Here is a 12226-nt window from a genome sequence, read left to right as displayed (position 1 = left end):
CTACTCCCGCCGCGACGTCGCGTCGACCAGCACCGCGTGCAGTGCTCGCGCCTGAATGCTGGCCTCGTCGCCGCGCAGCACGACATCGGCGAACGCGGCGCCGACGGCCCGGCTCCCGTCGAATCCGCCTGCGTCCGCGGCGTCGCCGGTCAACTCGGCACGCCAGCGCCGGTAACCGCTCACCACCTCGGCGAGTGTGCTGGTCCGTCCCGCCTCCAGTCGCAGGTACTCCGCGATCAGGACGCGCTGCGCCTGCCTGCCTGCGAGACCGCCACCGGCGAAGTCGAGTGCCCGGCCGAATGCGCGGAGCGTCGCCAGGTAGATTTCCGGCTCCGCCGACTCGGCGTCGGACTCCGACGTTGCGGTCGGTCGTCTCGGTTCCTGCGCGGTCCGCTGGTCGAGGGTGATCGACCGACCGGCGCCAGTGCCCCGCGTATCGCGTGGTTCGGGACTCCACCACACCGGCCTCGATTCGGCATCGAGCTCTGCCACCGCGACGACGTCCAGCGCGATCACCGGGTAGTCGGTGAGCACACGGTCCACAGCGGCCACGAATGCCCGCATGACCGGCACCTGCAAGCCGGGGGTATCGAATCCGGCCACCCGCACGTCGTGATGCTCGGCCAGGGTCCGCGCCAGCCAGCCGACCACGGGATTGGTAACCGGGCGCGCGGCGGTGCGATGCCGATCGCGCTCGCGCGGCGACTCGTCGGCGGGATTCTGCGTCCGCGGCGGAGAACGGAACCGAGGGCCTGCGGGCCTCGGCTCGGCACCGGCGGGTGGTCCGCCCGTTCTGGGCGGCCCGGACCACGGGGTGTCGCGCCGTCCCACACCGTCCGATGGGCTGGCCCCTGCCTGCCGCCCGGCTTGGGCTCGGGGTGCATCCCGGGTGGCGGCCGGGGGGAACACCGCGGACGCCGGGGGACGGCGACCGGAGTCTCCGGCAGGCTTGCCGGAGTTACCGCTGCCGGGTCCGCTTACTCCCCGGTCTCCCTCTCGGCCCGCTGCGCGATCCGGGCGATCCCGTTGCGGACCGCCCTCCGGCGTGGAGCGTGCCGCGGACGCGTCCGGTGTCCGCGACCCGCCGGGGTTGGGTCGCTCGGTAGAGGTAGCCCGGTCCGTGGGATACACCGGGTCCGCGGCTGCCGGAAAAGTCGCCACGGGATCGGCGGGACACGCCGGGTCAGTCGCTGCCGGAGCGGGTGCCGCGGGATCGGACGTGGCAGGCGCCTGTACGCCCGCGGGCGAGGACGTGCCCGCGCTGCCGTTCGGGCTGGGCGGCGCCGGCGCGCCGATCGGGTCCAGGTCGTCGGCAGCAGTGCCGACGCGGCTGGCGCCGTACCTGTCCTGCACTTCGAATTGGCTTGCGGCGTCCACTATTCCGGCGGCCGTACCGTGCAGGCTCTCCTGCATCGCCCGCAGATTGGCCAGCAACCGGTCGGCGTGCGGCTTGAACTCCTTGGCGAACGCGACACCCAGATCGTCATCTCCCCAACTGCCTTCGGCGCGCGCCAGGGAATCGCGCAGTCCCGCATAGGTTTGCCCGACGCGGTCTCCGAGTTCGGCCAGCCGCGCTCCCCGATTTCGCAGGCTGTCCGGATCCAGCCGAACTTCACCGACCACGTCGCGCCCCCTCCGGCCAGGCTCGGCCGCTGCCCCGCAGCCGGAACCGTCGCTCGAAACCGGTGACGAACACCGACAACGGCACCGACGTGGTCGAGCGCTCCACAACACCATCGTCGGCGACATAGAAGACCGCACGATCCAAGGCAATCCCGCCGTCGGGCACCGGCGAACGCACCACCCAGCCCACGCTGATGCGATCGGCTCGCAACGTCGACAGCGGATATCCCGTCGTGTCATAACCCTGTCGTCGGATGTGATCCCGGACGAGGCCGAGCGCATCCGCTTCGCCGATCCCCTGGGCGTGGTTCGCGTCCAGATCCGCGAGCACGAACTGGAACATCGCGCCATCGATGTCGATGCCGTCACCGTCACCGAAGACCTGCACGATCGCCTCGCGAGTCACCGCACCGGCCTGCGCAGCCGACACCAGCAACTCGGCCGCGTCCGACGTACCACCCGACCGGTCGTCCAGCAGGTTGCCGACGACACCCGCCACGGTGCCGACCGTCCACACCGCGGGCAGCGCCGGCGCGCAGTCCGGTATCGGCGCGGACTCACCCCGGTACCACTGACCGGCCTCCCACCAGTAACAAAACGACAGCAAACCGGTCGCCGCTCGCGGATTGAGCACCGGGTCGGCCACCCAGTCCGGCGCTCCGGCAAAAAATTCCGGCATCGCAGCACCGGCGTTGTAGGCGGCGTCCAGTACCGGCGCATCCCACACGCCACCCGACAGCACGGCCCGGTCACCGGGCAGTAGCGTCAACGTCGAACCGCTGCGTCCCGCGCTTTCGAAGATGGCCACCGACGGACCGACCCGCGGTCCCTGTTTCGACCCGACCGCCACGAAGGCTGCCGCCAGCACCGCCCACCGGGCCCACAACACGGCCAGCTCCGGCAGTTCGTTGTCCACGGCCACCGCCCGCAAACCCGCACGCTGGTCCGCGCGCATCGCGTCGGCGGCGGCGCGCGGCGGCCGCGTTCGACGTTCGCCGCGCCCGAGGTAGGCCGCCAGCCACACCGGAAGCCGATCCCGCGGATAGCGTTCCAAATCGGCAAGATAGGCCTCCGGTGCGAACAATTGCTCGCCGGGGAACGGCACCTCACCGTAATCGGCGGCGGCCTCGACACCGTCCGCATCGATGCGTACCAGCAACCGCCACCAGGGCCCGCCGTCGGCCCCTGCCGACACCTGCCGATGCCGGCGCACCGCATCCCACACCACATCCGGTACCGGGCACCGGAACGACCGGAAACCGTCGTCGACCATCAGCAGCGCCGATTCGGCGACCACGGTCATCGCGAACCACGCCTCCATCCGCTGCCACCCGGGCGGGGCCACCCCACGCAGCCCATCGGCGATCCGCTCGGTCACCCCGGCGAGATCCTCATCCTCGGCCCACGTCACGGCGCTCTCCGTGTTCCGGGAACGACGAACACGCCGAGGCCCCGGAGGCGTCGACGCGCGACATCGACCGCGAGCAGTTCACCAGCAGTTCCCACAATCGCCTGATCGGTAATCGTCAGGATCCGAATGTCCCAACCTGTCAAGATTTCGCACTTCGCGTCCCGGCGCAATGCGGCGTATTTACCAGCGATGGCAAGCCCATGACCCCGCCCGCTTTCGCCGACATCCAGCAACTGGAACCACAGCGGCGGGTGTTCTGCTTCAATCGATAGATGTGCAGGTGGATGGCTTATTCAGGTGAGCCCATCCTGGCCGAGGCGCTGCTGTTCCGGCCGAATCATTCGCTGATCGATCAGAGCTTGCACTCCCGGCTCGGCGCGACGACCACGAATGGCGACGGCTTCGGGATCGGCTGGTACGGCCTGGGCGGGCGACCGGCGGTGTTCAAGAACATCGAACCCGCCTGGAACGACGAGAACCTGCGCGAAGTCGCGGGGCAGGTGCGCACGTCGCTGCTCTTCGCGCACGTGCGCGCGTCGACCGGCAGCAGGGTGCAGCGCAGCAACTGCCACCCGTTCCGGCACGCCCACTGGTTGTGGATGCACAACGGGGAGCTGAACGGTTTCCACGACACCAAACGCGACCTGATCACCGCGGTGGAGCCCTCCCTTTTTCCCGACATCGAGGGTTCCACCGACTCGGAGCTGCTCTTCTTCCTGGCGCTGACTTTCGGACTGCTCGACGACCCGCTCGGCGCGGTCGCCCGTGCGGTCGGTTTCGTCGAGGACGTCGGCCGCGCCCACGATATCGCCGCCCCGGTCCAGATGACCGTCGCGACCACCGACGGCAGGTCGATGTGGTTCTTCCGATATTCCAGCGAACGGCGGACGCGATCGTTGTTCTACTCCACCGACATCACCACCCTGCGCGCACTGCATCCCGAGGTCGAGGTTCTGTACCAGCTGGGTGAAGAAGCGCGATTCGTGGTCTCCGAGCCGCTGCGCGACCTCCCGGGCGCGTGGAACGAAGTCCCGGAATCGTCGGCCGGTGTGATCTATCCGGGCCACGACGAAATCGTTCCGTTCCAGCCGGTCGCTCCGTGACACGCCGCTGACGCGGCCGTCCCGAAGCCTTCCCCGCTCGCGCACCGGGCGGTAAGGTGAATTCCTTGTGCGCGGCATACCGGAGGGGGACGGACAGCGTGCCGTCGGAGAACGAATTCGCAGCGCCGTCGCCCTCTACGCAGCTCTGCTGGGCGCCGGATTCCGCAGACAGTGGCAGTACAAACTGGCCATGTTCGCCGGGTTGTTCACCAACTGCGTATTCGGGTTCGTGCGTGCGGCCGTGCTGATCGCCGCCGTGGACGCCGCAGGCGATTTCGGCGGCTACGACCAGGGCAGCATCGGCGCGTACGTATGGATCTCCCAGGGACTGCTCGGCGCGGTGCAGTTCACGGCTGCCCCGCTGGGCGCGCTGGACGACCGGGTGAAGACCGGCGACATCGCGATCGACTTCCTGCGCCCGGTCGACATCCAATGCGGTTATCTCGCCGATGATCTCGGGCGAGCGGCCTGCACCTTCCTGCCGCGCGGGCTGCCGAGCGTCCTGGCCGGCGCGCTCACCTTCGGCCTGGCGATGCCCGCCACGCCCGGCCCGTACCTGCTCGGCATGGTGAGTGTGGCGCTGGCCGTGGCGGTTTCGTTCCTGTGCCGGTTCGTCGTGGTGCTGATCGGATTCTGGGTCGTGGACACCCGCGGCATCCGCGCGCTGTACTACGGCTCGGGGACGTTCCTCGCCGGACTCTTGGTGCCGGTGCACATGTTCCCGTCGTGGCTGGCCGCGATCGCGGCGGCCACGCCCTTTCCTTCGATCCTGCAAACGCCGGTCGACGTGCTCTCGGGACGGATCACCGGAGCCGAGGCCTGCTCGGTCGTCGCCGTCCAAGCGTTCTGGGTCCTGGTGGTGGGGATCGCCGGGCGTGCGCTGCTGGCCGCCGGCCGCCGCAGGCTGGAGGTGCAGGGTGGTTGAGGTCGCCCCGCCGCGCTCCGGCACTTGGTCGACGCCCTATGTGGCGGTGTTGCGCTCCCGCATCCGCGCCCAGCGCAGCTACCGATTGTCTTTTGCGAGTGATGTTTTCAGCGCGTTCATGTTCGGAGTGATCGAGCTCGCCGAAGTGTGGCTGATCTTCCGTAGCGCGCGGGTCCTCGGCGGGCTCGACCTGGACGCCGCGCTCCTGCTGTTCGGACTGAGCCATTCGAGTTTCACGTTGGCCCAGGTGTTGTTCGGGCACCTCGACACGCTGCCCGTCCTGATCAGGATGGGACAGCTGGACGCCTATCACCTCCGTCCACAACCGCTGCTGCTGCAATTGATCACCAGCGACATCTCGCTGCGCAGATTCGCCCGCGCCTCGGTGTCGCTCGTCGCGCTCGGAGTCGGATTGGCGCGCAACGACATCGAGTGGAGAGCAAGCGTCGCCGCACTGCTGACCCTGACGCTGCTCGGCGGTATCGCGTTGTTCGGCGGGGTGTTCGTCTGCGCCGCCGGGCTCCAGTTCTACCTGATCGATGGCTCCGAGCTCACCAACAGCTTCACCTACGGCGGCTCGTTCGCCGCGACCCAACCGGCGTCGGTATTCCCGACGCCGATGAAGCTGCTGTTCGGATTCGCCATACCGGTCGCCTTCACGGCCTATCTCCCCACCCTCGCGCTCCTGCGTCTGCCCGGTCCGCCGCTGCTGCCTTCCTGGCTGGCCTGGCTGACTCCGGTCGCGGCGCTGTGGGTGTGGCTACTGGCGCTGAGTTTGTGGCGGTCGGGCACACGGCATTACCAGGGAGGCGGCGGATAAGCATGGCGCAGTCACCGCGCGCGGAAGCGATCATCGACATGAACGACCTGACCAGGCAATTCACCCTGTACCGCAAGGACGGCCGACGCTGGCGCAGGCGCCGCGAAACACTCACCGCGGTCGACGGGATGACCGTCCGAATCGAGCGGGGCGCGGCCGTGGGCTACATCGGCGCCAACGGCGCGGGCAAGTCCACCACCATCAAGATGCTCACCGGCATCCTGGTGCCCACCTCCGGCAACGTACGCACCTGCGGGCTGGACCCGGTGCGACAGCGGCGTCAACTGGCCGGGCGGATCGGCGTGGTGTTCGGGCAGCGCTCCCAGCTGTGGTGGGATCTGCCGCTGCGCGAATCGTTTTCGATCCTGGCCGCGATTCATCGGTTGGAGCCGGATACCGCGCGCAAGCGCGCACACGAGCTGATCGAGCAACTGGAGATGGCCGACACCCTCGACACACCAGTGCGGCAACTCTCGCTCGGCCAGCGCATGCGCGCGGAAGTGGCGGCGGCGCTGTTGCATTCACCCGAACTCGTGATCCTCGACGAGCCGACAATCGGTCTGGACGTGCTGTCCAAACAGCGATTACGTGAGTTCCTCCGCGCCGAGCGCGCCGAACGCGGCACCACCTTGCTGCTCACCACCCACGACATGGGCGACATCGAAAGGCTTTGTGGCCGTGTGCTCGTCGTCGATCACGGACGGCTGGTGTACGACGGCTCACTGACCGGATTGGCGGCCACCGTCGGCGCCCGCCGCGTCCTGGTGGTCGACCTGGCCGAACCCGCGCCGGACTTCGACGACCTGCCCTCGGCCCAGCTGCTCAGCAGCGAAGGCAACGGCATGCGACAGCGATTGGCCTTCGACCCGGAGCGGATCACCGCCGCACAGTTGCTGGCCGCCGTGTCCGATCGGGCCGAAGTGCGGGATCTGTCGATCGAAGAGCCCGAGATCGAAGACGTGGTCCGCCGGATATACGAATCCGCCCGTGGAGACGGGCGGATTCATTGTGGCTGATCGGCATTCGGGTTCAGTCGGCTTCGCGTGCTCCCTGATCGAGCCGGAAGGGCGGATACTCGTCCCGCATCAGACTCGCGTAGGCCTGCACGCGGATGATCCAGCGGTTGATGCCCATCACGAAGTCGTAGACGCCCTGCGGGTAACGCGCCGTGAACAGCAGCGCGATCAACGCGACGATCAGCAGAATGCTCAGCAACGGGAACGAGGGACCGCTCCAATCGTCGCCGTCACTCATCCCGATGGAGACACCGCCGCTCACCATCGCGCCGACGATCAGGTAGTGCGGAATGGCGAGCAGCCACCATTTCACCAGCACCAAGCCGCGGTGCAGGGTGTCCGGATAGTCGATTTCCAGATCGGCCGGGTATTCCGCGCTCGGTTGCAAGCTGAACGGCGGGTACTTGTCGGTGCCGAGCACGGACAACGCGTAGAAGGTGACCCGCCAACCCCAGCGCATGACGCCGACATTGAAGTCGAACAGTGCCCGCGGGTACTTGCCGGTGATCAGGATCGCGAAGAAGGCGACGATCGTGAGCACCAGGTACGCGACGTGCAGGAAGAACAGCACGACGTAGTGCGGTATGGCCAATAGCCACTTGACCAGCCACATCCACCGCGACAGCCCCGGGTCCAACTCTCCTCGCACCCGAATCGGGTTGGCCGGCACGACGGATTTCTCAGGTTCCATGATCGACACTCCTTCCGGATGTTTGTGATCCAGGCCACAAACAGTGCGGTATGTCCTGATTGTGGCGTATCCGGCCATTCCGAAACGGCACCATTCGATACCGACACGCCAACGAATCGGTGCAGCACGGCGTGGCGCGGGTCGGCCCCGACCGGATGTCCGCGCCGCGCGGCCCAGCCATCGCCAGGAGTGCCCGAGAATTGCACTTCGCCACGGCGACATGGATACTGACGGGCGTTTTGACCAAATTCCTTGACAGTGGGAGTAATTCGACTATGCGCAGGTCTCGTCCTGTTGTGGTGATCGTCGGTGCGCTGATGATCGCTGTGCTGGTGTTGAGCATGAGCGGATGCGGCAAGAGCAAGAAGCGGCGGCATTCGACCTCGTCCCAGCCCGCGGCCACCTCGACCGCGCCGCAGCAGCCGTTCCGGGATTGCGCCGAGGCATGGGTCGCCGGGAAGGCGCCGGTGCGGCGCGGCGACCCCGGCTACTCGATACGGCTGGACCAACTGGACGGCACAGCGGACGGCACAGCCTGCGCGGTGCGGCCGACCGCCGTCCCTCGCTGAGCGTCGCGCGGGGCGGCCGATCGGATCGGATCGGCCGCCCGACCGCGGGGGTGATCGGTCAGGCCGGGCCGTTCGACTGCGCCGAATACAGGCTGACCTCGCCGTCCTCGCTGAGAAAAGCGTTGACCAGCATGGTGCGGGTGGCGCGCAGCTCATCCTGATCCGGAGCGGCGGTGGTGATGGAGATCTGCGGGATGACCGCCCAGTTGACCACGTAGCGCTCCGGCGGGCCGTCGTCGTCGGACAGCCGGGCGAGACGGAAGACCGAGACGGTTTTGCGGACGATCAGCGTGCGCACGACCTCCGCGATTCGCTCGGGGTCTTCCAGCGCGAACATGAACCCGAATGTCAGCTCGGGCGATGACACGTAGGCGGGCACGAACATCGAGGCTAGCCGATCGGACCAGGACGCGCAGCGCGGCGGCGCGGCGGGTTGCCATTAATGCGCTCGGCTATTCGCGCGGGTGCGCGGCCGCGGGTAGGTGACAGGTGACCGATCCGTAACGGAACATAACGATTTCCCGGCAGCTTTCGGATTCGTCCATGACCCTATTGCGTGGCTTGGACTACCGCGCTTTCCTGAAAGTGTCCCGATTTCTCGGACCGTCTTCTCTCGCATCGTCGCGGATTTCCCGGTTTCTCTGCCGTGCTGGTGGACTGTGGGATGGCCGTCCGGGTGCGGGACTGCGCCGGAGCCGAGGGGCGCCCCTCCCCGAAATCCCCCTCGGCCCTGGCGTAACCAGGATTCTCCGATCGTGTCGCAGGGGTACACCATGCCAACCGAATACGCTCAGCGCAGATTCGGCGCCGAAGAGCTGCCACCGGCCGCCGCACTGCTGCGCGCATTTCGTGAACCCGACGACGCCGACCGGCACAGCGTGCTGCACGCCGCGCGGGAGCTCGTCGAATGCCATGCGCGACGACACCGGGCGCTGGAGCGGGCACATGCCCCCGAAGCCTCCAGCACCAGCGTCGCGGCGTGCAGTCACCTGGTGGAGGACATCGACGCCCAGCGCGCCGAGTGGATCGGGCGCATAGACGCCTGGGTCGCCGCGAACATCGAGCACCGGTCGGGCGCCTCGCTGCACACGGAGACGCTGGGCGCGGTCATCGATCGCATCGCGGAGAAATGGATTGCCGCCCAACAATGTCTGGGCGAGGAAATCACGATGCGGCCACATCCACTGCAGGTGGATGGGGAAGCTCACCTGCAGTGGACCAGGCTCGCCGAGCTGATCGACGGCTACCAGGATCTGATCACCGACGTCATCGAACACCGGCGCCGGCTGCCGGTGTGGTGATCAGCGCGTCTCGTCGACCTCGGCGTCGACGACCTCTGCTTCCACGAACCCCTCCGTCTCGGCCACCGGCGGCTTCGCGTCCTGGACGTCATCGGGATCGCGCTCGAGATCACGCTGTGCCGCCGCGTCCCGGCGAGCGGCGGCGGCGGCCTCGTTCATCTCGATCGCGTCGGTGACCCACTCGCCGATCTCCCTGGTGACTTCCGCGACAGTGCCGGTGATGATGTTGGCGATATTGCCGACATGCCGGGCGCCGGAGGATGTCAATTCCTGAATGAGATCTTTGTTGCTTTCGAATTTCCCGATCATCACACGCCCGCTTCGCTTGCCTTTCGCTGACGCATCACGATAACACCGGGAGTCGGCTCGCTCTTCACCCAGCGCGGCGGCAGCGCCAGTTTGAAAATCTTCTTCCACACCGAGCCGATCTGCTTACCGAGCGGTCCGGTGTTGTACGGCAGACCGTATTTTTCACACAATGCCCGCACCGTCGGCGCCATCTCCGGATACCGGCTGGCGGGCAGGTCCGGAAACAGGTGGTGTTCGATCTGGTGCGACAAATTGCCGGACATGATATGGAACAGCTTGCTGCCGGTGATGTTGGCCGAGCCGAGCATCTGGCGGATGTACCACTCGCCCCTGGTCTCCTCCGCGGTCTCCTCCTCGGTGAACGTCTGTACTCCGGTCGGGAAGTGCCCGCAGAAGATGATGGCGAAGGCCCACACGTTGCGCACCAGGTTGGCGGCGACGTTGCCGGTCAGCGTGTGGAAGAACAGCGGCCCGGTCAGCGCGGGGAACACCAGGTAGTCCTTGAGCACCTGTTTGCCCGCCTTGCGCCACTGACCGAGGATCAGCTCCTTGACCTCCGGCCACTTCCGCTCGCCGCGCACGATCTTCTCGACCTCGAGATCGTGGCCCATCACCCCCCACTCGAACAGCACCATCAGCACGAAGGCGTACAGCGGTTGCCCCAGCCGCAGGACGTTCCATTCCTGGGCCTCGTCCATGCGCAGAACGGAGTAGCCGATATCGCGGTCCTTGTTGTGGATATTGGTGTAGGTGTGATGCAGGTAGTTGTGCGAGTGCTTCCACTGATCGGCCGGGCACACCGTATCCCACTCGAACACACGGGAGTTCAGGCCCGGTTCCCGCATCCAGTCGTACTGGCCGTGCATCACGTTGTGCCCGATCTCCATATTGTCCAAGATCTTCGACACGCTCAGTGCCGCCACCGCGGCCAGCCAGAACGGCGGGAGGAAGCCGAGATACATCAGGCCGCGCCCGGCGATCTCGAAGCCGCGCTGCGCCTTGATGATCGAGTACAGGTATTCCCGGTCGCGCTCGCCGAGATCGGCGACGATCGCGGCGCGCAGCTCGTCGAGTTCCCGGCCGAGCTCCTCGATCTGCTCCGGGCTCAGGACCAGTGGTCCGTCTTCGGTTTCGGTGAGAATGGTCATGGATGCTCCCCTTCGGGTGTCAGATATCGATGTCGACGTCGCCGACCGCCGCGCTGACGCACAACTGGATCGGCTGGTCGGGATCGCTGTCGGTCTCGCCGGTGCGCAGATTGCGCGTGCAGCCCGAGCGGCGCACCGCCGTGCAGGAGAAGCAGATCCCCATGCGGCATCCGTACTCCGGGCTCAGGCCCGCTGATTCGGCCTGCTCCAGCAGAGGCGCACCGGTGTTCTGAGCGCTCACCCCGCTGGCCGAGAAACGCACCGTGCCGTGGGCTTGCGCGGCGTCGGCGGGCACGACGGGCAGTGTGAACTCCTCGGTGTGCAGCCGGTCTTCCAACAGTTCGGCTTGATAGATCGTGCGCACCGCGTCCATCAGCGATTGCGGCCCGCACACGTACGTCTGCGCGTCGGCGAACCAGGGCGCCACACGCTCCAGTTCGTCGTAGTCGAAGTACCCGCTGCTCTTCGGCTGCGCGATGTCGACCCACGGCGCGGCGGAGTCGGCGTATGGCGCATCCGGTCGGCGCGGATGCCGCAGTTCGATGCGAAAGTTCCGGTGCCGCCGCGCGATCGTCTCTAGTTCGCCGCGATGCGGCAGCACTTCGGGCGACTTCGCGTAGTGCAGGAAGACGACCTCGCCCGGATGCTCCTCGTCGGCCAGCGTGCGCAGCATGGACAGCACAGGGGTGATGCCGCTGCCACCGCTGATCAGCAGCACGCGCTCCGGCCGCGGCTCGGGCAGCCGGAACACGCCGTCGGCGGGCGTCAGATCGACCACCATGCCGGGCGCGGCGTTGTGGTAGAGGAACTGCGACACCAGTCCGCCGGGATGCGCCTTCACCGTGAGCTCGATGTGGCGATTCCGGCCACCTTCCGGGTTGACCGGCGAATAGCACCGGGTGTGCCGCACACCATCGATCACCACGCCGAGCTGGACGTACTGTCCGGCGCGATGGCCTCTCCACTGCCTGGTCGGACGCAGGGTGAGCGTCACCGAGCCCGGCGCCGAGTGGTGCACGCGGGTGATCTGCGCCCGCATGTCCCGCACGGTGAGGGTGGGCCGGACCAGTTCCAGATACCGATCCAGCGGGTGCGGCGAGGTCAGGGTCTGCACCAGGTTGACGAGATCCACCATTCGTTCTCCGCCTCCAGTCGGGCTGACGACGTGCGATCCACATTTCAGTGCACGTCTGTACACTCAACTAGTGTGACTGATGACTGCGGGCCGGTGTCAACCGGCAAAACATGTGAGCCGAACAACAGTTATGGATAGGGCAAATGGTGAACGGATGTATGCTCACCGGGATGAG

Annotated in this window: 13 protein-coding genes; 6 read left to right on the top strand and 7 right to left on the bottom strand. The window is 67.2% G+C overall.

The annotated features are described in order from the left end of the window. Together ON34_RS06335 and ON34_RS33355 are read right to left on the bottom strand one after the other, a co-directional pair. A complete protein-coding gene (locus ON34_RS06335; protein WP_040775488.1) occupies positions 1-1623 on the bottom strand; it encodes a hypothetical protein in 1623 nt (540 codons plus the stop codon). Further along, entirely contained in the window at positions 1613-3034 is a 1422-nt protein-coding gene (locus ON34_RS33355) for a hypothetical protein (RefSeq protein WP_245547907.1), read from the bottom strand. Before ON34_RS33355 ends, ON34_RS06335 begins: the two co-directional genes overlap by 11 nt. 284 nt (positions 3035-3318) lie before the next feature. Between ON34_RS33355 and ON34_RS06325 the strand changes: the two genes are divergently transcribed. The 4 genes from ON34_RS06325 to ON34_RS06310 all read left to right on the top strand — a co-directional run bounded on the left by ON34_RS06325 (position 3319) and on the right by ON34_RS06310 (position 6898). Further along, complete coding sequence (locus ON34_RS06325) at positions 3319-4137, top strand: class II glutamine amidotransferase (protein WP_040775485.1); 819 nt, start codon at positions 3319-3321, stop codon at positions 4135-4137. A gap of 67 nt (positions 4138-4204) precedes the next feature. Further along, entirely contained in the window at positions 4205-5062 is an 858-nt protein-coding gene (locus ON34_RS06320) for an ABC transporter permease (protein WP_245547906.1), read from the top strand. Then, the gene (locus ON34_RS06315) at positions 5055-5882 is read left to right on the top strand and encodes an ABC-2 family transporter protein (protein WP_040775482.1); all 828 of its coding nucleotides are present in this window, start codon (positions 5055-5057) and stop codon (positions 5880-5882) included. Before ON34_RS06320 ends, ON34_RS06315 begins: the two co-directional genes overlap by 8 nt. A 2-nt stretch (positions 5883-5884) precedes the next feature. Next, entirely contained in the window at positions 5885-6898 is a 1014-nt protein-coding gene (locus ON34_RS06310) for an ABC transporter ATP-binding protein (RefSeq protein ID WP_040775479.1), read from the top strand. A 13-nt stretch (positions 6899-6911) separates the two neighbouring features. On the opposite strand, the gene ON34_RS06305 is transcribed toward ON34_RS06310, so the two are convergent. Next, positions 6912-7589 (bottom strand): DUF4389 domain-containing protein, encoded by a 678-nt coding sequence (locus ON34_RS06305; RefSeq protein ID WP_040775586.1) that lies wholly within the window; start codon positions 7587-7589, stop codon positions 6912-6914. A gap of 296 nt (positions 7590-7885) precedes the next feature. Between ON34_RS06305 and ON34_RS06300 the strand changes: the two genes are divergently transcribed. Next, positions 7886-8158 (top strand): excalibur calcium-binding domain-containing protein, encoded by a 273-nt coding sequence (locus ON34_RS06300; protein WP_040775475.1) that lies wholly within the window; start codon positions 7886-7888, stop codon positions 8156-8158. Between the two features lie 58 nt (positions 8159-8216). On the opposite strand, the gene ON34_RS06295 is transcribed toward ON34_RS06300, so the two are convergent. Beyond that, positions 8217-8543 (bottom strand): hypothetical protein, encoded by a 327-nt coding sequence (locus tag ON34_RS06295; RefSeq protein ID WP_083889176.1) that lies wholly within the window; start codon positions 8541-8543, stop codon positions 8217-8219. Between the two features lie 388 nt (positions 8544-8931). Between ON34_RS06295 and ON34_RS06290 the strand changes: the two genes are divergently transcribed. Next, complete coding sequence (locus ON34_RS06290; RefSeq protein WP_040775473.1) at positions 8932-9459, top strand: DUF4254 domain-containing protein; 528 nt, start codon at positions 8932-8934, stop codon at positions 9457-9459. Here ON34_RS06290 and ON34_RS06285 read toward each other — a convergent pair whose 3' ends face one another. From ON34_RS06285 to ON34_RS06275, 3 genes are read right to left on the bottom strand one after another with little or no spacing between them, the layout of a single operon-like run. After that, positions 9460-9726, bottom strand: coding sequence for a hypothetical protein (locus ON34_RS06285; protein WP_245547904.1), 267 nt, complete (start codon positions 9724-9726; stop codon positions 9460-9462). 41 nt (positions 9727-9767) lie between these two features. Further along, positions 9768-10916: a fatty acid desaturase family protein gene (locus ON34_RS06280; protein WP_040775468.1), complete on the bottom strand. Its 1149-nt coding sequence runs from the start codon at positions 10914-10916 to the stop codon at positions 9768-9770. 19 nt (positions 10917-10935) lie between these two features. Continuing rightward, positions 10936-12051 (bottom strand): ferredoxin reductase, encoded by a 1116-nt coding sequence (locus ON34_RS06275; RefSeq protein ID WP_040775465.1) that lies wholly within the window; start codon positions 12049-12051, stop codon positions 10936-10938. Positions 12052-12226 lie beyond the last annotated feature (175 nt).

This window comes from Nocardia pneumoniae NBRC 100136 (genome assembly GCF_000308755.1).
Lineage (GTDB): Bacteria > Actinomycetota > Actinomycetes > Mycobacteriales > Mycobacteriaceae > Nocardia > Nocardia pneumoniae.
Note: the sequence above shows the minus strand (reverse complement) of the source record. Positions and strands in the feature narration are given on the sequence as shown.